This window comes from Ramlibacter sp. Leaf400, assembly GCF_001424545.1.
In the GTDB taxonomy this organism is placed as follows: Bacteria; Pseudomonadota; Gammaproteobacteria; order Burkholderiales; family Burkholderiaceae_C; genus Ramlibacter.
Genome location: NZ_LMQL01000012.1, coordinates 213819 through 235954 on the forward strand (window position 1 = coordinate 213819; position 22136 = coordinate 235954).

The 22136-nt window shown below is 68.2% G+C and carries 22 protein-coding genes; 17 read left to right on the forward strand and 5 right to left on the reverse strand.

The genetic code is table 11. The features are described 5' to 3' along the window. Positions 1-58 precede the first annotated feature (58 nt). From ASG30_RS16795 to msrP, 4 genes are all read left to right on the forward strand, one after another. Positions 59-775, forward strand: a complete 717-nt coding sequence (locus tag ASG30_RS16795) for a c-type cytochrome (protein ID WP_055899321.1) — start codon at positions 59-61, stop codon at positions 773-775. A 94-nt stretch (positions 776-869) separates the two neighbouring features. Next, positions 870-2987 (forward strand): cytochrome c biogenesis protein ResB, encoded by a 2118-nt coding sequence (locus ASG30_RS16800; protein ID WP_055899323.1) that lies wholly within the window; start codon positions 870-872, stop codon positions 2985-2987. Further along, complete coding sequence (ccsB, locus tag ASG30_RS16805) at positions 2984-4303, forward strand: c-type cytochrome biogenesis protein CcsB (RefSeq protein ID WP_055899324.1); 1320 nt, start codon at positions 2984-2986, stop codon at positions 4301-4303. Before ASG30_RS16800 ends, ccsB begins: the two co-directional genes overlap by 4 nt. A gap of 70 nt (positions 4304-4373) precedes the next feature. After that, the gene (gene msrP, locus ASG30_RS16810; protein ID WP_055899326.1) at positions 4374-5369 is read left to right on the forward strand and encodes a protein-methionine-sulfoxide reductase catalytic subunit MsrP; all 996 of its coding nucleotides are present in this window, start codon (positions 4374-4376) and stop codon (positions 5367-5369) included. Here msrP and ASG30_RS16815 read toward each other — a convergent pair whose 3' ends face one another. Further along, positions 5370-5939 carry a GAF domain-containing protein gene (locus ASG30_RS16815; RefSeq protein ID WP_200947314.1) on the reverse strand — a complete coding sequence of 190 codons (570 nt, stop codon included), beginning with the start codon at positions 5937-5939 and terminating at the stop codon, positions 5370-5372. It lies immediately after the preceding gene. Between the two features lie 178 nt (positions 5940-6117). On the opposite strand from ASG30_RS16815, the gene ASG30_RS16820 reads away from it, so the two are divergent. Further along, a complete protein-coding gene (locus tag ASG30_RS16820) occupies positions 6118-6786 on the forward strand; it encodes a sulfite oxidase heme-binding subunit YedZ (protein WP_055899328.1) in 669 nt (222 codons plus the stop codon). On the opposite strand, the gene lysA is transcribed toward ASG30_RS16820, so the two are convergent. Further along, positions 6749-8020: a diaminopimelate decarboxylase gene (gene lysA / locus ASG30_RS16825; RefSeq protein WP_055899330.1), complete on the reverse strand. Its 1272-nt coding sequence runs from the start codon at positions 8018-8020 to the stop codon at positions 6749-6751. The two genes, ASG30_RS16820 and lysA, sit on opposite strands and share 38 nt — an antisense overlap. Next, the gene (lptM, locus tag ASG30_RS16830; protein WP_235579826.1) at positions 8017-8316 is read right to left on the reverse strand and encodes an LPS translocon maturation chaperone LptM; all 300 of its coding nucleotides are present in this window, start codon (positions 8314-8316) and stop codon (positions 8017-8019) included. The genes lysA and lptM overlap by 4 nt, the downstream gene beginning before the upstream one ends. Before the next feature lie 12 nt (positions 8317-8328). Between lptM and cyaY the strand changes: the two genes are divergently transcribed. Continuing rightward, positions 8329-8655: an iron donor protein CyaY gene (gene cyaY / locus ASG30_RS16835; RefSeq protein WP_055899332.1), complete on the forward strand. Its 327-nt coding sequence runs from the start codon at positions 8329-8331 to the stop codon at positions 8653-8655. A gap of 22 nt (positions 8656-8677) precedes the next feature. On the opposite strand, the gene ASG30_RS16840 is transcribed toward cyaY, so the two are convergent. Continuing rightward, complete coding sequence (locus ASG30_RS16840) at positions 8678-11170, reverse strand: penicillin-binding protein 1A (protein WP_055899334.1); 2493 nt, start codon at positions 11168-11170, stop codon at positions 8678-8680. A gap of 267 nt (positions 11171-11437) precedes the next feature. On the opposite strand from ASG30_RS16840, the gene ASG30_RS16845 reads away from it, so the two are divergent. From ASG30_RS16845 to ASG30_RS16895, 11 genes are read left to right on the forward strand one after another with little or no spacing between them, the layout of a single operon-like run. Next, positions 11438-12517: a pilus assembly protein PilM gene (locus ASG30_RS16845; RefSeq protein WP_055900163.1), complete on the forward strand. Its 1080-nt coding sequence runs from the start codon at positions 11438-11440 to the stop codon at positions 12515-12517. After that, complete coding sequence (locus tag ASG30_RS16850) at positions 12514-13155, forward strand: PilN domain-containing protein (protein WP_055899336.1); 642 nt, start codon at positions 12514-12516, stop codon at positions 13153-13155. The genes ASG30_RS16845 and ASG30_RS16850 overlap by 4 nt, the downstream gene beginning before the upstream one ends. Positions 13156-13159: 4 nt before the next feature. Beyond that, the gene (locus ASG30_RS16855; protein WP_055899338.1) at positions 13160-13831 is read left to right on the forward strand and encodes a type 4a pilus biogenesis protein PilO; all 672 of its coding nucleotides are present in this window, start codon (positions 13160-13162) and stop codon (positions 13829-13831) included. Further along, positions 13828-14370 carry a pilus assembly protein PilP gene (locus ASG30_RS16860; RefSeq protein WP_055899340.1) on the forward strand — a complete coding sequence of 181 codons (543 nt, stop codon included), beginning with the start codon at positions 13828-13830 and terminating at the stop codon, positions 14368-14370. Before ASG30_RS16855 ends, ASG30_RS16860 begins: the two co-directional genes overlap by 4 nt. Beyond that, positions 14367-16472 carry a type IV pilus secretin PilQ gene (gene pilQ, locus ASG30_RS16865; RefSeq protein WP_055899342.1) on the forward strand — a complete coding sequence of 702 codons (2106 nt, stop codon included), beginning with the start codon at positions 14367-14369 and terminating at the stop codon, positions 16470-16472. The genes ASG30_RS16860 and pilQ overlap by 4 nt, the downstream gene beginning before the upstream one ends. A gap of 20 nt (positions 16473-16492) precedes the next feature. Continuing rightward, positions 16493-17020 carry a shikimate kinase gene (locus ASG30_RS16870; RefSeq protein WP_055899344.1) on the forward strand — a complete coding sequence of 176 codons (528 nt, stop codon included), beginning with the start codon at positions 16493-16495 and terminating at the stop codon, positions 17018-17020. 28 nt (positions 17021-17048) lie between these two features. Next, positions 17049-18158, forward strand: a complete 1110-nt coding sequence (gene aroB, locus ASG30_RS16875) for a 3-dehydroquinate synthase (protein ID WP_055899346.1) — start codon at positions 17049-17051, stop codon at positions 18156-18158. Between the two features lie 24 nt (positions 18159-18182). Continuing rightward, positions 18183-19313 (forward strand): deoxyguanosinetriphosphate triphosphohydrolase, encoded by a 1131-nt coding sequence (locus ASG30_RS16880; RefSeq protein WP_055899348.1) that lies wholly within the window; start codon positions 18183-18185, stop codon positions 19311-19313. Continuing rightward, complete coding sequence (locus tag ASG30_RS16885; RefSeq protein WP_055899350.1) at positions 19310-20509, forward strand: MFS transporter; 1200 nt, start codon at positions 19310-19312, stop codon at positions 20507-20509. Before ASG30_RS16880 ends, ASG30_RS16885 begins: the two co-directional genes overlap by 4 nt. Before the next feature lie 32 nt (positions 20510-20541). After that, complete coding sequence (locus tag ASG30_RS16890) at positions 20542-21102, forward strand: DUF1415 domain-containing protein (RefSeq protein WP_055899352.1); 561 nt, start codon at positions 20542-20544, stop codon at positions 21100-21102. Further along, complete coding sequence (locus tag ASG30_RS16895) at positions 21099-21956, forward strand: class I SAM-dependent methyltransferase (RefSeq protein ID WP_055899354.1); 858 nt, start codon at positions 21099-21101, stop codon at positions 21954-21956. Before ASG30_RS16890 ends, ASG30_RS16895 begins: the two co-directional genes overlap by 4 nt. On the opposite strand, the gene ASG30_RS16900 is transcribed toward ASG30_RS16895, so the two are convergent. Next, positions 21953-22135, reverse strand: a complete 183-nt coding sequence (locus ASG30_RS16900) for a hypothetical protein (RefSeq protein WP_055899356.1) — start codon at positions 22133-22135, stop codon at positions 21953-21955. The two genes, ASG30_RS16895 and ASG30_RS16900, sit on opposite strands and share 4 nt — an antisense overlap. Between the last annotated feature and the right edge of the window lies 1 nt (position 22136).

The following is a 22136-nucleotide window of genomic DNA, read 5'->3' on the forward strand; positions in this document are numbered from 1 at the left end:
CCGGGGAGGCGCATTGTAGAATCACGAGGTTTTGCGCCAAGAAACCAAGCTTTAGAACATGACCTTGCTCGCCCGCCTGCTCGCCGCCGCGATCCTGGCCGCTCCCGTGCTCCACGCCTTTGCCCAGGCACCCGCCGCCCCTGCGGCCGCTGCAGCTTCCGCGCCGGCTTCGGCCGCCGCGCCCGCTGCTCCTGCGGGCCCCGCCAAGGTGGATGCGGCCGCCGGCGGCCAGCGCTACGCCGCCGTGTGCGCCGCCTGCCACGGGGCCGACGGCAACTCGGGCATCGCGGCCAACCCCAAGCTGGCCCAGCAGTTCCCCGAATACGTGGTCAAGCAGCTGCAGGAGTTCAAGTCCGGCAAGCGGCCCAGCGCCGTGATGCAGCCGTTCGCGTCGCAGCTGAGCGACCAGGACATGCTGAACATCGCCGCCTTCCTGGCCGGCAGCAAGGCCAAGCCGGGCTTCGCCCGCGACAAGGGCCTGGTGGCCCAGGGTGAGCGCATCTGGCGCGGCGGCATCGCCGACCGGCAGATCGCCGCCTGCGCGGGCTGCCACAGCCCCAACGGCGCCGGCATCCCGGCCCAGTACCCGCGCCTGTCGGGCCAGCACGCCGACTACACGACGGCCCAGCTCGGCAAGTTCCGCATCGCCGCCAACGTGCCCAACGTCAAGGGCGAGAGCGCCCGCGGCAACAGTGTCCAGATGATGCAGATCGCCTCGCGCATGACCGACCAGGAGATCCGCGCCGTGGCCGACTACATCGCCGGCCTGCGCTGACCCAGCGCGGGCCGGGAACCAAGCAGGTCCGGCCCGACACTACAGTGGGCGGGATCTTTCGGATCCCGCCTTTTTGTTTTTCAAAGCCTCCCCGATGACCGCTTCCGCCGAGGGCCTTCGCCTGACGACACCTTCCGAACGGCTTCGCGCCGGGGTGGAACTGCTGTCGTCGATGCGGTTCGCGATCTCGCTGCTGACGGTGATCTGCATCGCCTCGGTGATCGGCACCATCCTCAAGCAGCACGAACCGGCGGTCAATTACGTCAACCAGTTCGGCCCGTTCTGGTCGCAGCTGTTCCTGGCGCTCAAGCTCAACGCGGTCTACAGCGCCTGGTGGTTCCTGCTGATCCTGGCCTTCCTGGTGACCAGCACCTCGCTGTGCATCGCGCGCAACACGCCCAAGATCATCACGGACCTCAAGGGCTACAAGGAAAACATCCGCGAGCAGAGCCTGCAGGCCTTCCACCACCGCGCCACCGGCGGACTGGGCGATGCGCCGCAGGCGGCCGCGCGGCGCATCGGCCAGGCGCTGGCCTCGGGCGGCTGGAAGGTGCGGCTGCAGCAGCGGCCCACGCCGCAGGGCGACGGCTGGATGGTGGCGGCCAAGGCGGGCGCGGCCAACAAGGTCGGCTACATCGCCGCCCACAGCGCCATCGTGCTGGTCTGCCTGGGCGGGCTGCTGGACGGCGACCTGATCGTGCGCGCGCAAATGTTGATGGGGGGCAAGCTGCCGTACAACGGCGGCGGCCTGATCGCCGACGTGCCTTCCCGGCACCGCCTGCCGGCCAGCAACCCGACCTTCCGCGGCAACATCCTGGTGTCCGAAGGCACGCAGTCGAGCACGGCCATCCTGGCGCAGTCGGACGGCATCCTGCTGCAGGAGCTGCCGTTCTCGATCGAGCTGAAGAAATTCATCGTGGAGTACTACTCCACCGGCATGCCCAAGCTGTTCGCCAGCGAGATCGTGATCCACGACCGCGAGACCGGGGAGAAGGTGCCGGCGCGGGTGGAGGTGAACCACCCGGCGCGCTGGCGCGGCATCGAGATCTACCAGTCCAGCTTCGACGATGGCGGCTCGGTGGTGAAGCTGGCGGCGGTGCCGATGAGCGGGAGCGGCAAGCCCTTCGAGGTGCAGGGCACGATCGGCAGCAGCACGCAGCTCACTCGCGGCCCGGGCGAGGGCGTCGACAAGCTCACGCTGGAGTTCACCGGCCTGCGCGTGATCAACGTGGAGAACATGACCGAGGCCGGCGCGAGCGGCGCCGATCCGCGCAAGGTCGACCTGCGGTCGTCCATCGACGCCCGGCTGGGTGCAGCCAACAGGACGACGACCAAGAAGGAGCTGCGCAACATCGGGCCTTCGGTCAGCTACAAGCTGCGCGACGCGGCGGGCCAGGCGCGCGAGTTCAACAACTACATGCTGCCGGTGGACCTGGGCGACGGCGTGCCGCTGTTCCTGCTCGGCCTGCGCGACACGCCGGCGGAGAGCTTCCGCTACCTGCGCATCCCCGCGGACGACCAGGGCAACCTGGACGGCTTCATGCGGCTGCGCGCGGCGCTGGCCAATCCGGCGCTGCGTGAACAGGCAGTGAGCCGCTATGCGAAGGCCGCCACCGACGCCTCGCGGCCGCAACTCGCCGAGCAGCTCGCGGGCTCGGCCGGCCAGGCGCTGGCGCTGTTCGCCGGCGACCCCGCTGCGGGCGGCAAGGGCGCGGGGCTGGCGGCCGTCTCCGATTTCCTCGAGACGCGCGTGCCCGAGGCCGAGCGCAATCGCGCCGGCGAGGTGGTGGTGCGCATCCTGGGCGGCGTGCTGTTCGAGCTGGCGCAGATCACGCGCGAGCAGGCCGGCCAGAAACCGCTGGAGCCGGGCGATCGCACGCAGGCCTTCATGACGCAGGCCGTGATGGCACTGAGCGACGCGCACCTCTATCCCGCGCCCATGGCGTTCCAGCTCAAGGATTTCCAGCAACTGCAGGCCAGCGTGTTCCAGGTGACACGTTCCCCCGGGCGCAACGTTGTCTACCTGGGGTGCGCTTTGCTGATCCTTGGCATTTTTGCGATGCTCTACGTCCGCGAGCGCCGCCTGTGGGTGTGGTTGCGGCCCGCGGGAGATGGCAGCGAGGCCTCGATGGCGCTGTCGAGCAACCGCCAGACCCTGGAGGTCGATCGCGAGTTCGACCGCCTGCGCACCCAACTGCTCGGACCACGATGAACACCGCCACCCAGACCATCACCCTCGACGAAGGCTTCTTCGCCCGGCGCCGCCCGCTCGACTGGCTGTTCGCCCTCCTGGTCGTCGCCGGCGGGCTGTTCGCCTTCGCCCGCTACTCGGCCTACATGGACGTGTACGAGAAGGGCATCCTGCTGGGCGCCATACCCGCAGCCATCTGGCTGGGCTGGTTCTGGCGGCCGCTGCAGGGGCTGATGGCCGCCGTGGCCGGGTTCTCGCTGCTCGGGGTCTTCTCGTACCAGGGCTCGCTGGAACGCGCCGACAGCGTGTTCTGGCTCAAGTACTTCCTGTCCAGCCAGTCGGCCATCCTCTGGATGAGCGTGCTGTTCTTCATGAGCACGGCGTTCTACTGGTTCGGCATGGTCGGGCGCAGCCAGGCCGACGCGATGGAGCGCATCGGCTCGCGGCTCGCGTGGGTGGCGGTCGGCATGGCGCTGGTCGGGACCATGGTTCGCTGGTACGAGAGCTACCTGATCGGCGCCGACATCGGCCACATCCCGGTCAGCAACCTGTACGAGGTCTTCGTCCTGTTCTGCTGGCTGACGGCGCTGTTCTACCTGTACTTCGAGGCGCACTACGGCACGCGTTCGCTGGGCGCCTTCGTGATGCTGGTGGTGAGCGCCGCGGTGGGTTTCCTGCTCTGGTACACGGTGGTGCGCGAAGCGCACGAGATCCAGCCCCTGGTGCCCGCGCTCAAAAGCTGGTGGATGAAGCTGCACGTGCCGGCCAACTTCATCGGCTACGGCACATTCGCGCTGGCCGCGATGGTGGCTTTCGCCTACCTGATCAAGCAGAAGGCCGGCGAGACGCGCTGGTGGAAGCTGGCGCCGCTCTGGGGCCTGGGCGTGGTGCTGTGCTTCGAGCCGGTGGTGTTCCGCCGCGACGTCGGGGGCAGCAGCAGCTACTGGGCGGTGTACTTCGGCATCGCCGCGCTGATCGTCGCCACGATCCTCTGGGGCCGTCGCCGGATTGCTGCGCGGCTGCCTTCGTTCGAGGTGCTGGACGACGTGATGTACAAGTCCATCGCCGTCGGCTTCGCCTTCTTCACCATCGCCACCGTGCTGGGCGCGCTGTGGGCCGCCGAAGCCTGGGGCGGCTACTGGAGCTGGGACCCGAAGGAGACCTGGGCGCTGATCGTCTGGCTCAATTACGCGGCCTGGCTGCACATGCGGCTGATGAAGGGCCTGCGGGGCGCCGTCTCGGCGTGGTGGGCGCTGGTCGGCCTGGCGGTGACGACGTTCGCTTTCCTGGGCGTCAACATGTTCCTCTCGGGCCTGCACAGCTACGGCGCGCTCTGACTTTGCGAATCCGTGTAAGGTCCGGGCGCGTAGAACCGTCTAACCAGGGCAACCTGCGAAGAGGACCTTCATGCTGATCAAGACCGGACGCGACGGATTCCACCACCCGAACTCCAGCGAGATCACGCCCGAGGCGATGTACCGCCAGCGGCGCGAGATGCTCAAGCTGATGGCCACCGGCGCCGCTGGCGCGGCGCTGGCCTCCTGGGCCGGGCGCGAGGCGCTGGCCCAGGTGCAGCGGCCGGGCAAGCTGGCGGCGCTGCAGGCCACGCGGTCGCAGGTGCCGGGCGCGGTGACCATGGAGAAGGTCACCGAGTACAAGGACGCCACCACCTACAACAACTTCTACGAGTTCGGCACCGACAAGGCCGACCCGGCGAAGAACGCGGGCACGCTCAAGACTTCGCCCTGGACGGTGGAGGTCGACGGGATGGTCAAGAAGCCGGGCAAGTTCGCGCTGGAGGACCTGCTCAAGCTGTCCCCGCAGGAGGAACGCATCTACCGGCTGCGCTGCGTGGAGGGCTGGTCGATGGTCGTGCCCTGGGTGGGCTACCCGCTGTCGAAGCTGGTCGAGCGCGTGGAGCCGCTGGGCGGCGCGAAGTTCGTCGAGTTCCACACGCAAGCCGATCGCGCCACCATGCCGGGCCTGCGCTCGGGCGTGCTGGACTGGCCGTACGTCGAGGGCCTGCGGATGGACGAGGCCATGCATCCTCTGACGCTGCTCTCCTTCGGCATGTACGGCGAGGTGCTGCCCAACCAGAACGGCGCGCCGGTGCGGCTGGTGGTGCCCTGGAAGTACGGTTTCAAGAGCGCCAAGAGCCTGGTTCGCATCCGCTTTTCCGACAAGGAGCCCAAGACCGCCTGGAACAAGGCCGCGGCCAACGAGTACGGCTTCTATTCCAACGTGAATCCCGAAGTGGACCACCCGCGCTGGAGCCAGGCCACCGAGCGGCGCATCGGCGAGGACGGCCTGTTCACCAAGAAGCGCAAGACGCTGATGTTCAACGGCTACGAGCCCCAGGTCGGGCAGCTGTACGCCGGCATGGATCTGAAGAAGAACTACTAGTCAGCGCGTCCTGGCGGGAGGCTCGAGTGGCGAGAGTTCCAGTTCCGCGCCCAGGGGAGTGCGGCTCAGGTCCTCGCCCAGGATCTTCGCGGCCGCCTGCAGGCGGCGCAGCTGGGTCCCGGAGACGCCTTGCTTCACCTCCTCGCTGAAGCAGCACAGCGTGCCGTACACCGTGCCGTTCTTCAACCGGATGGGCGTGCTGAGATGGGTCCCGATCGGAAGGTCGGGCTCCGGCAGCGTGCCGGCCTCGACCAGTGGCGCCGGGTCGGTGATGAGCTGCGGCGCCCGGCCTTCGACGACGAAATGGCACCAGCTCTCCTCCAGCGGGTCGGAATGGCCGGCGACGACCTTGGTCAGCCCGGGGCTGGCGTCCACCACGCGGAAGGTGCGCTTGCGGTCCCTGAACTGCGACACGAACATCACGTCCATGCCGAGGTGCCGGCGCATCAGGCCCAGCGCTTCGCTCACCTTCGGGTGCACCAGCGGGTCGACGCTGTCGTGCGTGGCGGTCAGCAGTTCGGCGAACTGCACGTCGATGTCGTCGGGGTCGTAATCGAAGAAGTGACTCATTCCCGAATCGTAATGCTTCGACTTGCCGTGGCCGCTGGCAAGAAGAGCGCGGTGAAGAGCGTTCCGACCGGGCCGGCCTACCTTGAAATTCAATCTGGAGCACGCATGGATCACGACCCTCCCGGCAGCAGGCGCTGCGCAGAAGCAGGCCCACTTGCTTTGCGCGGGTCCGACTGAGATGGCCTCGACCGCCCCCCGCGCGCGGCGCGTGATCTGGCTGCATCCCGCGGCCAAGCCCGTTCTTTTCGCCGCTTCGCTGCTGCCCTTCGCCTGGCTGTTCCACGGCGCGCTCACCGACCAGCTGGGCGCCAATCCGGCCGAGTACCTGATCCGATCGCTTGGCGACTGGACCCTGCGTTTCCTGTGCCTGACACTGGCGATCACGCCGCTGCGCGTGACCATGGGCCAGCCGGCGCTGGTGCGCTTTCGCCGCATGCTGGGGCTGTTCACGTACTTCTACGCTTTCCTGCACCTGCTGGGCTATGCGTGGTTCGACATGGGCTTCGACGTCGCCGAGATCACCAAGGACATCGCCAAGCGGCCGTTCATCCTGGTGGGCTTCTCCGGCTTCCTGCTGCTGACGCCGCTGGCCGCCACCTCGTTCAACCGCGTGATCCGCGCGCTCGGTGCCGCGCGCTGGCAGGCGCTGCACCGGCTGGTGTACGTCATCGCCGGGCTGGCGATCCTTCACTTCTTCTGGATGCGCGCGGGCAAGAACGATTTCGCCGAGGTGGCGGTCTATGCCGCCATCCTGGGCCTGCTGCTCGGCTGGCGCCTGTGGCGGCGTCTGCGCGGCGCTGCGGTGGCGGCTAGCGCACCAGGCGCTCGCCCCGCATCAGGTCGCTGACCTGTTCGCGCTCTCGGATCAGGTGCGCCCGGTCGCCGTCGACCAGCACCTCGGCGGCGCGTGGCCGCGTGTTGTAGTTGCTGGCCATGCTCATGCAGTACGCACCGGCGGACAGCACGGCCAGCAGGTCGCCCAGCTGCACCGCCAGGCTGCGGTTGCGCCCCAGCCAGTCGCCGCTTTCGCAGACGGGGCCCACCACGTCGTAGCTCGACTCTTCGGCCTGCGCACGTGGTGTCACCGGCAGGATGCCGTGGAAGGCCTCGTACATGGCCGGCCGCGGCAGGTCGTTCATGGCTGCATCGACGATGCAGAAGTTCTTCTGCTCGCCGGGCTTGAGGTAGAGCACCTCGGTGACGCAAACACCGGCGTTGCCGACCAGCGAGCGGCCCGGTTCGATCATCAGCTCGCGATCGCCATAGCCCCGGGCGTCCAGCCGGCGCAGCAGCTGTGCCCACAGCTGGTCGGCTGCCGGCGGCAGCACGCCCTGGTAGTCGATGCCCAGGCCCCCGCCGAAGTCGATGTGCTGCAGGCGGATGCCGGCGGCTTCGATCGCTTCGACCAGGTCGAGCACGCGGTCCATGGCGTCCAGGTAGGGGCTGCTGTCGGTGATCTGCGAGCCGATGTGGCAGTCGATGCCCACCACGCGCAGTCCCGGCAGCTCGGCGGCGCGTCGGTAGGCGGCCAGCGTGCGCTCGTGCGCGATGCCGAACTTGTTGCCCTTGAGCCCGGTGGAGATGTAGGGGTGCGTCTTGGGATCGACGTTGGGATTGACCCGGATGCTCACCGGGGCGGTGTGTCCGTGCGCGGCGGCGACTTCGCTCAGCACTTCGAGCTCGGCCTCGCTCTCGACGTTGAAGCAGCCGATGCCGACCTCGAGCGCACGGGCCATCTCGGCGCGTGTCTTGCCCACGCCCGAGAAGATGATGTCGCGAGCCGGCGCGCCGACCGCCAGCACCCTCTCGAGCTCGCCGCCCGAGACGATGTCGAAGCCGCAGCCCGCCTGGGCGAACACCTGCAGGATGCCCAGCGACGAGTTGGCCTTCATCGCGTAGCAGATCTTCGACCTGCGACCGGCAAAGCCGCGCCGGTACGCCTCGAGCGCGGCGAGCATCGAAGCCTTGGAATAGACGAAAAGCGGCGTGCCGTGCTCGCGCGCGAGCTCCGCCACGCGCAGCTGCTCCACGTGCAGCGCACCGTCGCGCCAGGCGAAGTGGGGATGGCCGGGAGTCGTCATGGCTGGCGCACCGGTGAGGCCGTGCCCGTGCCCTGGCCGCCCGAGCCTTCGCGCGCCTGCGCGGCAGGGGCGGGGGCGGGGGAGGTGACGGAAGAGGGCGTCGAGGGCGAGGTGCTCGCGCGGCCGGGGACGAGGACCTGCGGAAGCGTCGCGCGATTGGTGGCGGCCGGGTCGGTGGGCAGGAACAGGTCGCCCTTCTGGCCGCAAGCCGCCAATGACGCCAGTGCCATCGCGGCCGGCAGCGCGCGGCGCGCGGGGCCGCTGCATAGAATTCGCCGGAGAGTGAACATCAACATCGCGGAATTGTAATGACCGACCCCGAATACATGGACCACGCCGAGGCGCTGCTGCGCCAGGTGGAGACCGGCTGCGACCGCATCAACGACGACACCGATGCGGACATCGACAGCCAGCGGGTCGGCGGCATGGTGACGATCACCTTCCGCAACGGCACGCAGATCGTCGTGAACCTGCAAAAGCCCCTGCACGAGGTCTGGCTCGCGGCCAAGGCCGGGGGCTACCACTACAAGTTCGACGGCCGGCAGTGGATGGACACCAAGGGCCAGGGCGAGTTCTTCGAGAACCTGAACCGCCAGGCCACGCGGCAGGCCGGGCAGCCGCTGACGTTCGGTTGAAACGTCGCGACCGCGCGGCCGCCTAGTTGCGGAACAGGTCCAGGATGCTGCGGCGCTCGTCGGGCTGCCGCGGCTGGGGTGCCGGCGGCTGGCCATCGGCGTTCAGCAGGCTCCTGTCGCCGGGCGCGCCCGGTGTGCCCTGGCCGGCACTGCCGCGGGGGGCCTGGATCTCGGCGCCGCCGGCGCTGACCGGTTCGCCCGGGATCGCGGTCACGCCCAGGCTGCTGACGCCGCCGCCCCGCGCGTACTCCTCGTAGTACCACTCGCCGCCGACGTTCACCACGCCCGGCGGCGCCACGGGCGCCACTTCCGGCACGCCCTTGAGCGCGCTTTCCATGAAGTTGATCCACACCGGCAGGCTCATGCTGCCGCCCGTCTCGCGGTCGCCCAGCGGCCGCGGGTTGTCGTATCCCATCCAGACCACGGCGACCAGCGAGGGATGGAAGCCGTTGAACCAGGTGTCGATCGAGTCGTTGGTGGTGCCGGTCTTGCCGTACAGGTCGCTGCGCTTGAGCGTGGCCTGCGCCCGCGCCGCCGTACCGGAGCGCGCGATCTCCTGCAGCAGGCGGTTCATGATGAAGGCGTTGCGCGCATCGATGGCGCGGACGGCTTCGGTGGGCAGGGGCGGCTGCGTCTCGACCAGCACCTTGCCGCGGTGGTCGGTGATACGGCTGATCACCCACGGATTGACGCGGTAGCCGCCGTTGGCGAACACCGAGTAGCCGGTGGCCATCTGCAGCGGCGTGACGGAGCCGGCGCCCAGCGCCATCGTCAGGTAGGGCGGGTGCTTCTCGGGCTCGAAGCCGAAGCGGCCCACCCAGTCCTGCGCGTTCTGCGTGCCCACCGCCTGCAGGATGCGGATGGAGACCATGTTCTTGGACTTGGCCAGCGCCGTGTGCAGCGGCATCGGGCCTTCGAACTTGCCGTCGTAGTTCTTCGGCTCCCAGGGCTGCCCGCCGGTCACGCCGGCGTCGAAGAACAGCGGGGCGTCGTTGACGATGGTGGAAGGCGTGAAGCCCTTTTCCAGCGCGGCGGAATAGATGAAGGGCTTGAAGCCCGAGCCCGGCTGGCGCCAGGCCTGGGTGGCGTGGTTGAACTTGTTCTTGTGGAAGTCGAAGCCGCCCACCATGGCCTGGATGGCGCCGTCCTTCGGGTTGATGGCGATGAAGGCGCCCTCGACCTCGGGCAGCTGGGTGATCTCCCAGGTGTTCTTGGGCGTGCGCACGACGCGGATGACTGCGCCCGGCCGGATCTTGATCTTGGGCGGTGCCTTGTCCGAGAGACCCGACTGCGCCGGGCGCAGCCCCTCTCCGATGATCTCGAAGGGCTCGCCGTTGCCGCGCACCGCGACGATGCGCTTGGGGCCGGCTTCCAGCACCACGGCGGCCATCACGTCGCCGTTGTCCGGGTGGTCGGCCAGCGCGTCGTCGATGGCGTCCTCACGCTCCTTGCGGTCGGCGGGCAGGTCGACGAATTGCTCGGGGCCGCGGTAGATCTGGCGGCGCTCGTAGTCCATGATGCCCTTGCGCAGGGACCGGTAGGCCACCTCCTGCTGCGCGGCCTTCACCGTGGTCACCACGTTCAGGCCCCGCGTGTACGTCTCGGCGCCGTACTGGGCGTACACCAGCTGGCGCACCGTCTCGGCCACGTAGGCCGAGTGGGTGGCGACGTCGAAGCCGCCGGTGCGCAGCTTCAGTTCCTGCTTCTTGGCGGAGTCGGCCTGTTCGGCGGTGATGAAGCCGTTCTCCTCCATCCGCTCGATGATGTACAGCTGGCGCGAGCGAGCGCGCTTGGGGTTGCTCACCGGGTTGTTGGCCGAGGGGGCCTGGGGCAGGCCGGCCAGCATCGCCGCTTCGGCGATGGTGATGTCCTTCATCGCCTTGCCGTAGTAGATCTCCGAGGCCGCCGCGAAGCCGTACGCGCGGTTGCCCAGGAAGATCTGGTTCATGTAGATCTCGAGGATCTGGTCCTTGGTGAGCAGGTGCTCCAGCTTGAAGGTGAGCAGCACCTCGTACAGCTTGCGGGTGAACGTCTTCTCCGAGGAGAGGTAGACGTTGCGCGCCACCTGCATGGTGATGGTGGAGGCGCCCTGGCTCTTGGCCCGGCCCAGGTTGGCGATGGCGGCACGCAGCAGGCCGCGGTAGTCCACCCCGCTGTGCGAATAGAAGCGCGCGTCCTCGATGGCCAGCACGGCGTTCTTCATGACCGCCGGGATCTCGGCGATGGGCGTCAGGTTGCGCCGCTCCTCGCCGAACTCGCCGATCAGCACGTTGTCGGCCGAGAACACCCGCAGCGGCAGCTTGGGGCGGTAGTCCGACAGCTCCGAGATGTCCGGCAGGTTGGGGTAGGCCACGGAGAGCGCGACCGCGCCCACGATCACCATCGACAAGCCGGCCGCGAGCACGCCGCCGGCGAGCCACAGCAGCGCAGTGAGCAAACGCTTCTTGACGGTGGGTTTGGAGGACGACCGGGAGCGGGACGCCGGTCGGTCATCAGGCGGCGAGTCTTTGGACATAAAACGTTGGATTGCGTCCCGGAGGGATTATAGAAATCGACCTTGGTTCTACGGTCGGGCTGGTTACATGCCAGCCCTTAACCCGACAGAGGCCACTTCGGAGCTCTGCGGTAATGCATCACAGGCCCCCTGTAGCTCGTCGGTTTTTGGCAACGGTTCATTGCTGTGCAAATGGAAAAATCCTTTGGGTGACAAGGATGTTACTGCTAGCATTCAAGTGGAATCTTAAGTTTGTTACGTCCTGAAATGGGCGTGCGGGAGACTGAATTGATCTCTTTGGGATCTTTCCTGAGCCGGGGGCCGGCGCCACTGCTGGGGCTGGACATCAGCTCTTCAAGCGTGAAGCTGGTCGAGCTCGGCCGTGACAAGTCCGGCACGCTCGTGCTGGAGCGGTGCGCCATGGAGCCGCTCGAGCGCGGCTGGATCACCGACGGCAACGTCGAGAAGTTCGACGAAGTCGCGGAGGCGATGCGGCGGCTCATCAAGAAGAGCGGCACCCGCACCCGGAACGTAGCGATGGCGCTGCCGCCGTCGGCCGTCATCACCAAGAAGATCATCCTACCCGGTGGCCTGTCCGAGCAGGAACTGGAGGTCCAGGTCGAGACCGAGGCCAACCAGTACATCCCCTTCTCGCTGGACGAAGTGAGCCTGGACTTCTGCGTCGTCGGTCCCAGCCCCACGTCCACCGGCGACATCGAGGTGCTGATCGCCGCGTCACGCCGCGAGAAGGTTCAGGACCGTCAAGGCCTGGCGGAGGCCGCGGGCCTGAAGCCGGTGATCATCGACGTCGAGTCCTATTCGTCCCGACTCGCGGCCGGCCGCCTGATCCAGACCCTGCCGAGCAACGGCGTGGACACGATGGTGGCCCTCTTCGAAGTCGGCGCGTTCACCACCAGCATGCAGGTGATCCGCAACGACGAGGTGCTGTACGACCGCGACCAGGCCTTCGGCGGCGCCCAGCTCACTCAGCTGATCGTGCGCCAGTACGGGTTCTCCCCCGAGGAGGCTGAAAGCAAGAAGCGCAGCGGCGAACTTCCGGACGACTACGAGGCCGCCGTGCTGCGCCCCTTCGTGGACAGCATGGCGCAGGAAGTCGCCCGCGCCCTCCAGTTCTTCTTCACCAGCACGCCGCACAACAAGGTCGACCACATCATGCTGGCCGGCGGCTCGGCGGCGCTTCCCGGCCTCAATGAAGCCGTGACCGCGCAGACGTCGTTCCCCTGCGCCCTGGCCAATCCGTTCGAGGGCATGCAAATCGGCGAGGGTGTGCGCGAGAAGAAGATGCGGCGGGAGGCCCCGTCGTATCTCACTTCCTGCGGCCTGGCCATGCGGAGGTTCCTGCAGTGATCCTGATCAACCTGCTCCCGCACCGCGAAGCGGCTCGCAAGCGCAAGCGCGAGGCTTTCATTGCCTCCCTGGGCGTGGCGGCCCTGTTTGGCGGCGTCATCGCCGGCGCCGTGTTCCTCTGGTACGCAGCCCAGATCTCGAACCAGCAGGGCAAGAACCTGGTGCTGGAGCAGGAGATCAAGGTGCTCGAAGGCCAGATCAAGGAAATCTCGACCCTCCAGCAGGAAATCGCAGCCCTGCGCGCTCGCCAGCAGGCGGTGGAAGACCTGCAGGCCGACCGCAACATGCCGGTGCACCTGCTCAACGAACTCGTGGCGCAGTTGCCCGACGGCGTCTACGTGACGAACGTGAAGCAGGAAAACCAGGTCGTGACGATCGTCGGATTTGCGCAGTCCAATGAACGGGTTTCCGAGCTGCTGCGCAACCTGGCCAACAACAGTCCCTACCTGACCCGGCCGGAACTGGTGGAGATCGTGGCGGCGAGCGTGAACCTCAGCCCGCGCGAACAGCGTCGGGTCGCCAACTTCAACATGCGCGTGCGGCTGCTGCGCTCGAGCGAGGTGCAGAAGGCGGCAGGTGCAGCCTCCGCCGCCTCCGCGCCTTCCGCCGCCGCTCCGGCTTCCGCCACGAGGACCTGATCCCATGGCCACCACCGCCGCTCCCAAGTTCAACCTGGCTGACCTGCAGCAGAAGGTCGCATCCCAGTTCCGCGGGCTCAACCCGAACGATCCGGCCACATGGCCGATCCTCCCTCGCGCGCTCGCCTGCCTGGCGCTCATGGCTGCGATCGTCACCGCGCTCTGGTTCGTCTGGCTTTCCAGCTCCAACGATGAGCTCGAGGCCGCACTCGCCAGGGAAAAGACGCTGAAGGAAGACTTCACCAAGAAGCTCGGCCAGGCCATCAACCTGGCGGCGCTGAAGCAGCAGCGCGAGCAGGTCCAGCAGTATGTGGACCAGCTCGAGAAGCAGCTGCCCAGCAAGGCGGAGATGGACGCCCTGCTGTCCGACATCAACCAGGCCGGCCTGGGCCGGGGCCTGGCGTTCGAGCTGTTCCGTCCCGGGCAAGTCAACGTCAAGGAGTACTACGCCGAACTGCCGATCGCCCTCAAGGTGACCGGCCGGTATCACGACATCGGCTCCTTCGCCTCGGACATCGCCAACCTTTCGCGCATCGTGACCCTGAACAACATCGCGGTGCAGCCGGTCAAGGATGGCACGCTGATCATGGAAGCGCAGGCCAAGACTTTCCGCTACCTCGACCCGGAGGAAGTGCAGAAGCAGCGCAAGGCCACGGCGCCGGGAGCCAAGAAATGATCACCCAGCGCATCGCCTTCACTGTCGCCCTGGCCGCCGTCCTGGGCGGCTGCGGCGGCTCCGGCCAGGACGAGCTGCAGGCGTGGATGGCCCAGCAGCGCGCGCAGACGCGCCCCAAGGTCCAGCCCATCCCGGAGCCGAAGAAATTCACGCCCCAGGGCTACACGCAGGCCAACGCCTTCGACCCCTTCAGCAACCAGAAACTGACGCAGGCGCTCAAGCGCGAATCCGCGCAGTCGACCACCAGTGCGGCCCTGCTCGCCCCCGAGCTCGCGCGCCGCAAGGAACCGCTGGAGAGTTTCCCCCTGGACACCATGTCCATGGTGGGCAGCCTGCTCAAGCAGGGGCTGCCGGTCGCTCTGGTCAAGGTCGACAACCTCCTGTACCAGGTCAAGCCGGGCAACTACCTCGGCCAGAACTACGGAAAGATCGTGAAGGTCGGCGAATCCGAGGTCGTCGTGCGCGAGATCGTGCAGGACGCGGCCGGTGAGTGGATCGAGCGCACAGCGACGCTCCAATTGCAAGAGAGGGCGAAATGAAGAACCAGAAAACCATGGCGGGACGACTTCTCCTGGGCTGCCTCGGCGGCCTGCTGGCACTGGGCGTGAGCCTGTCGGCGCGGGCGCAGACGGTCGTCCAGAACGTCAGCAGCTCGGTGCAGGGTGGCGTGGAGGTCGTTCGCATCGACTTCTCCCAGCCGCTGGCGGCCGTTCCCCCGGGCTTCACCATCCAGGCCCCCGCGCGCATCGCGCTGGACGTTCCCAACGCCACCAATGGCCTGGGCCGCTCCTCGATCGAACTGAACCAGGGCAATCTGCGTTCCGTCAACGTGGTCACCGCGGGTGACCGCACGCGCCTCGTGCTCAATCTGCGCGCTGCCACGGGCTACAAGGCCCAGATCGAAGGCAAGTCGCTTCTGGTGTCGCTCGAGCCGGTGGCCGTGGCGAGCGCCACTCCTTCCCCCGCGCAGTCGGCCTTCGCGGAGAGCCGCAACCGCGATACGCAACCGATCAAGGACCTCGACTTCCGCCGCGGGCCGGACGCCGCCGGCCGCGTACAGGTCGAACTGCCCAGCAACCAGGTGGGCGTCGACATCAAGCAGCAGGGCCAGCAGCTGGTGGTGGAATTCCTCAAGTCCACGCTGCCGGAAGGCTTGCGCCGTCGCCTCGACGTCTCCGACTTCGGCACGCCGGTCCAGACCGTCACCACCTCCCAGGCCGGCGATCGCGTGCGCGTGGTCATCGAGCCCAAGGGCCAGTGGGAGCACAGCGCCTACCAGAGCGACAACCAGTTCGTGGTGGAAGTGCGGCCGTTGCGCGTCGATCCGAACAAGCTGTCACAAGGCCCCGGCTATACCGGTGAGAAGCTGTCGCTGAACTTCCAGAACATCGAAGTGCGGTCGCTGCTCCAGGTCATTGCCGACTTCACCAACTTCAACATCGTCACGTCCGACTCGGTGTCCGGCGCCGTGACGCTGCGCCTGAAGGACGTCCCCTGGGACCAGGCGCTGGACATCATCCTGCAGGCCAAGGGCCTGGGCATGCGCAAGAGCGGCAACGTGCTGTGGATCGCTCCCAAGGACGAGATCGCCGCGAAGGAGAAGCTGGAGCTCGAATCGCGTGCCGCCATCCAGAGCCTGGAGCCGCTGCGCACCCAGTCGTTCCAGCTGAACTACACCAAGTCGGCCGACATCGCGGCGCAGATCACTGCCGGTGCCGGCGCGGCGCGCATCTTGAGCGCCCGCGGCAGCGTCATCGCCGAGGGCCGCACCAACCAGATTTTCGTGACGGACATCCCGTCGCGCCTCGAGGCGGTGCAGTCGCTCATCTCGCAGCTGGACATCGCCGTTCCGCAGGTGCTGATCGAAGCGCGGATCGTCGAAGCTTCGGACACGTTCGGCAAATCGCTGGGCGTGCGCCTCGGCGGCCGGCCTTTCACCCTGAACGGCAGCCGCAACACCCAGTTCGGGCCGACCTACATCACCCCTGATGTTCCGGCCGGCGGCACGGCAGTGCTGGGCGACAACGTCGGGACCACGGCGGGGGACTTCGTGAACCTGCCTTCCGCGGGCGTCGGAGGCTTCACCCCGGCCAGCTTCGCGGTGTCCCTGTTCGAATCGCGGCTGACGCGCCTGCTGAACCTGGAGATCTCCGCCCTGGAAGCCGACGGCAAGGGCAAGCTCGTGTCCAGCCCGCGAATCGTGACGGCCGACAAGACCAAGGCGCTGATCGAGCAGGGCACGGAATTCCCGTACCAGCAGGCCACGTCCAGCGGCGCGACCTCGGTCGCCTTCCGCCGAGCCACGCTCAAGCTGGAAGTGACGCCGCAGATCACGCCCGAGGGCAACATCATCCTGGACCTGGACATCAGCAAGGACAGCCGAGGCGAGACCACGGCGGCCGGCATTGCGATCAACACCAAGCACATCCGCACCCAGGTGCTGGTGGACAACGGTGGCACCGTGGTGATCGGCGGCATCTTCGAGCTGGCCGAGACCGAGACCGAGTCCCGCGTCCCAGTGCTGGGCGAACTGCCCGGGGTCGGCGTCCTGTTCCGCAACCGCCAGCGCACTGCCAACAAGCAGGAGATGCTGGTGTTCATCACCCCGAAGATGATCGCCGACCGCAGCGCGGCGCGCTGATCGGGGTCGGCCACGCGGACGTGCTCAGCCTCGTCCTCGTGGGCCTGCCCGGGTCCGGCAAATCGACCGTCGGCCGCAGCCTTGCGCGGCGGCTGAATCTCCCCTTCAACGATTCGGACCACGCGATCGAACAGCGGCTCGGCTGTTCGATCCGCGAGTTTTTCGAGCGTGAAGGGGAGTCGCGCTTCCGGGACCTGGAGCAGCAAGTCCTGACGGAACTCGTGACGGGCGACCCACGCGTGCTCGCCACCGGCGGCGGGGCCGTCCTGCGCGAGGCCAACCGCACGCTTCTGCGAGGCGCGGGCCACGTGCTCTATCTGCGCTCATCGCCCGATGAACTCTGGCGGCGCCTGCGCCACGACACGCAGCGGCCTCTGCTGCAGGTGAGTGATCCGCAGGCCCGCCTGCGCGAGATGTACGCGCAACGCGATCCGCTGTACCGCGAGACGGCCCACTTCGTGGTCGAGACCGGTCGGCCCTCGGTGCCCACGCTGGTGAACATGGTCATCATGCAGCTGGAACTCGCAGGCGTACTGCCCGTCTCCTGATCCGCGAGCGCGGCTTAAACTGCGGGCCATGCCTGCCGCCGCATCCCCGTCCGCCGTGCTTCATGAAGTCGCCATCGAGCTGGGCGACCGCAGCTATCCCATCGTGATCGGCACCGGCCTGCTGGAAGAGGCCGCGACCTGGACGGAGGTGCCGCGCGCTGCGGCGGCCATGGTCGTCACCAACGAGAAAGTGGCGCCGATCTACCTGGGGCGCCTGGCCGCCGCGCTGCGCGGCCGATTCGCCCAGGTGCACCACGTCATCCTGCCGGACGGCGAGGACCACAAGGACTGGCAGACCCTCAACCGGATCTTCGACGCGCTGCTGGCGCGGACTTGCGACCGAAAGACCGTGCTCTTCGCGCTGGGCGGCGGTGTCGTCGGTGACATGACCGGCTTCGCCGCGGCCTGCTACATGCGCGGCGTGCCCTTCGTGCAGGTGCCGACCACGCTGCTCGCGCAGGTCGATTCGTCGGTGGGCGGCAAGACGGCGATCAACCATCCGATGGGCAAGAACATGATCGGCGCCTTCTACCAGCCGGCCCGGGTGGTGTGCGATCTGGACACGCTGGCCACACTGCCGGCGCGCGAGTTCAGCGCGGGCCTCGCCGAAGTGATCAAGTACGGCCCGATCGCGGACATGCCGTTCCTCGACTGGATCGAAGGCAACCTGCCGGCCCTGCTGCGCCGCGACGCGGCCGCCGTCGCCCATGCCGTGCGCCGCAGCTGCGAGATCAAGGGCTGGGTGGTCGGGCAGGACGAGCGTGAGTCGGGCCTGCGGGCCATCCTCAATTTCGGCCACACGTTCGGGCACGCGATCGAAGCGGGCCTGGGCTATGGCGAGTGGCTGCACGGAGAAGCCGTGGGCTGCGGCATGGTGATGGCGACGGACTTGTCTCGTCGCCTGGGCCTGGTGGACGACGCCTTTGCCGCCCGCATGACTGCTCTTGTGCGGGCGGCCGGCCTGCCGGTCCAGGGTCCCGACCTCGGCACCGACCGCTACCTGGACCTGATGCGGCTGGACAAGAAGGCCGAAGCGGGCGACATGCGCTTCGTGGTGATCGAGGCCCCGGGCCGCGCCGCCATGCGGGCCGCACCCGAGGCCTTGGTGCGCGAGGTGCTGCGGCACTGCACGGCCTGATCGAGCCGCGCGCCCACCCCCGCCATGTCCCCGGCCCCCTACGCCTCCGACCCGCACCGCTCGCGTGGGCGCCGGCATCCCGAGCCCGCAGCCCCCACGCGCACCGGCTTCCAGCGCGACCGCGACCGCATCGTCCACTCCACCGCATTCCGCCGGCTGGTCTACAAGACCCAGGTGTTCCTCAACCACGAGGGCGACCTGTTCCGCACCCGGCTGACCCATTCGCTGGAGGTCGCGCAGCTGGGCCGCTCCATCGCGCGGCCGCTGGGCCTGAACGAGGACCTCGTCGAAGCGATCGCCCTGGCCCACGACCTGGGCCACACGCCTTTCGGCCACGCCGGCCAGGACGCGCTGAACGATTGCATGCAGCCCCATGGCGGCTTCGAGCACAACCTGCAGAGCCTGCGCGTGGTGGACCAGCTCGAAGAGCGCTATCCCTTGTTCGACGGCCTGAACCTCTGCTTCGAAACCCGCGAAGGCATCCTCAAGCATTGCTCGCGCGCCAATGCGCAGCGGCTCGAGGAGCGCGAGCCGGGCGGCGTCGGCCGACGCTTCCTGGATCGCACCCAGCCCAGCCTGGAAGCGCAGCTGTGCAACCTGGCCGATGAGATCGCCTACAACGCCCATGACATCGACGACGGCGTGCGCTCCGGCCTGATCTCCCTGGAGCAGCTGGAGGAAGTGCAGCTGTTCGAGCGCTTCCGCCGCCTGACGCTGGCCGAGCATCCGCAGCTGCAGGGACGCCGCCTGCTGTACGAATCGATCCGGCGCATGCTGAGCGCGCAGGTCTACGACGTCATCGACGCCACCCAGGAAGCGCTTCGGGCCAGCGGCGTGGCCAGCGCCGACGCCGCCCGCGCGGCCGGGCCGCTGGTGAGCTTCAGCGCGCCCATGGCGGCGCAGTCCGGCCAGCTCAAGCAATTCCTGCTGCGCAACCTCTATCGCCATCCGCAGGTGACCGAGACCACCGGGCGCGCCAAGCTGGTGGTGCGGCAGCTGTTCGACGCCTATGCCGCCGACCCGGCGCAGATGGCCGGCGGGTTCGATGCGCGCCAGGACCGCGAGCGCGCGGTGGCGGACTACATCGCCGGCATGACCGACCGGTTCGCGGCGAAGGAACACGAGCGGCTCACCGGCCGGGCCCTGCTTCCGTGACGCCGGCGGGCAGCGGCCGCGCCTGGCTGGTGGTGGCGGGGGGCGTCGCCGCCGCCGTCCACGTCGGCAAGCTGCCGCCCGCCTTGCCGGTCCTTCGGGAAACTCTCGGCCTCAGCCTCGTCGAAGCCGGCTTCCTCCTCTCGCTGGTGCAGTTCGCCGGCATGACGCTGGGGTTGATCGTCGGTCTCGCAGCCGATCGCCTGGGATTGAAAAGGACCATGGTGGCCGGCCTGGCCGTGACCGGGCTGGCCAGCCTCGCGGGCGGTTTCGCGACCACGCCCGCTGCGCTCCTCGGCCTGCGCGCGCTCGAAGGCCTGGGGTTCCTGCTCGCATCGATGCCGGCCCCCGGCTTGATCCGGCGGCTGGTGCCGCCGGGCCGCATGAGCGCGATGCTCGGCGTGTGGGGCGCCTACATGCCGTTCGCGACCGCCCTCGCGCTGCTGGGCGGACCCGCCTGGATGGCCTGGGCGGGCTGGCCGGGTTGGTGGTGGCTGCTGGGCGGACTGTCGCTCGTGATGGCGGCGGCGCTGGCCAGGCGTTTGCCGCGCGATCCCGAAACTGCAGTCGCCGGGCGGGGTGCGTGGGCCTCACGTGTCCGCAAGACGCTTGCCGCGCCCGGCCCCTGGTTGGTGGCCTTCGCCTTCGGCGTCTATTCGGCGCAGTGGCTCGCCGTGATCGGCTTCCTGCCGTCGATCTATCTCGCGGCCGGCATCTCGTTGTCGACGGCTGCGGCCGCGACGGCCTTCGCGGCAGCCGTCAACATCTTGGGCAACCTGGCAGCAGGACGGCTGCTCCAACGCGGTGTGCCGGCCCCCAGTCTGTTGGCCGCCGGTTACCTGACGATGGGGATCGCGAGCGTGCTGGCGTTCTCCGATGCGCTGCCCGAGTCCGGGGCGGGTCCTCTGTTTCGCTACCTGGCCGTCCTGGCCTTCTCCGCCGTCGGCGGCGTGATTCCCGGCACGCTGTTCTCGCTGGCCGTGCGCCTGGCACCGGCCGAGGACACGGTCTCGACCACGGTCGGCTGGATGCAACAGTGGTCCGCGCTCGGCCAGTTCCTGGGGCCGCCGGCCGTCGCCTGGGTCGCGGCCCGCGTTGGCGGCTGGCAGTGGAGCTGGCTCGTCACGTCCGGCTGCGCGGGCCTGGGATTGCTGCTGGCGGCCTGGGCCGCGCGCACGCGAGAGACGCGCTCGCACTAGGGACAAGGCCGCGCTCTTAGAATCGCGCCCCCATGGTCGTCGGCTCCGTTTCTTTCCCCCAGGTCGTGGCCGACACCCGCCGCTGGCTCGAGCGGGCCGTGATCGGCCTCAACCTCTGCCCCTTCGCCAAAGCCGTACACGTCAAGGGCCAGGTGCATTTCGCCGTCTGCGAAGCCGACAATGCCGCGGCCGTTCTGGAAAGCCTCGATGCCGAGATCACGGCCCTGCTGGAGCACGAAGCGGGCGAGCGCGACACGACGCTGCTGGTGGTGCCTCGTGGCTTCGACGAGTTCCTGCTGTTCCACGACCTGGTGCGCCAGGGCGAGCGGCTGATCGCGCGCCGCAAGCTCGGGGGGGTGCTGCAACTGGCGAGCTTCCACCCGGCCTTCGTCTTCGCGGGTGCCGAAGAGGAAGACATGGCCAACTTCAGCAACCGCTCGCCCTGGCCCACGCTGCACCTGCTGCGCGAGGAGAGTGTCGACCGTGCCGTCGCTGCCTTCCCCCAAGCTGAGGCGATCTACGAGGCGAACATCGAAACGCTGGAGCGTCTTGGCCTTCCGGGCTGGCAGGCGCTCGGCGCAGGGCGCTCATGAGCGGCGCCGAGCAACTGCAGCTGAGGCCGGGGCAGTCGACCGAGCTGCTCAAGGAGCTGCACATCCTCACGCGCGAGGGCAAGCTCAACCAGGACTCGCGCCGCAAGCTCAAGCAGGTCTACCACCTGCACCAGTTCATCGACCAGCTGCTGCGGGAGCTGCCCACCACCGACGAAGGTCCGACCATCGTCGACCACGGCGCCGGCAAGTCCTACCTCGGGTTCATCGTGTACGACTTGTCGCTACAGCCTGCGGGCAAGGGACGGGTCTACGGGATCGAGACCCGTCAGGACCTGGTAGAGCGTTCGCGGGCCCTGGCGGGGCGGTTCGGCTTCGAACGCATGCAGTTCCTCCACACCAGCGCGGCCGATGCGGCGCATGACGAGACGCTGCCCGGCCACATCGACATGGTGACAGCGCTGCACGCCTGCGACACCGCCACCGATGACGCCATCGCCTTCGGGCTGCGCAAGCAGGCGGCGTCCATGGTGCTGGTGCCCTGCTGCCAGGCCGAGGTGGCTTCCCGCCTGCGGCAGGGCAAGGCGCTGTCGCTGTCGCGCACGCCGCTGGCCGAGCTGTGGCGGCATCCGCTGCACACGCGGGAGATGGGCAGCCAGCTGACCAACGTGCTGCGCTGCCTGTACCTGGAGGCCTGCGGCTACTCGGTCACGGTGACCGAGCTGGTCGGCTGGGAGCACAGCATGAAGAACGAGCTCATCCTGGCGCGCTACACCGGCAAGCGAAAGCGCAGCGCGGCCCAGCGGCTGCACGCGCTGCTTGGCGAATTCGGGTTGGAGGGGCTGGAAGCGGTGCGTTTCCCGGACCTGAAGCTGGCCGCGGATTCGACCGATTAGTGCTCGTGTCGCCGCCGCTGCCTCGTGCGCGAGCGACTCAAACCGACGATGGCGCCCACCACGATGAGCACCAGCGCGCCGAACGTGATGTAGAGCTGGGGCACGCCCACCACCACGGCGGCCCAAACCACGCCGGCCATGAACACCAGGAATCCGATCATGTAGACAGCGAATGGCATG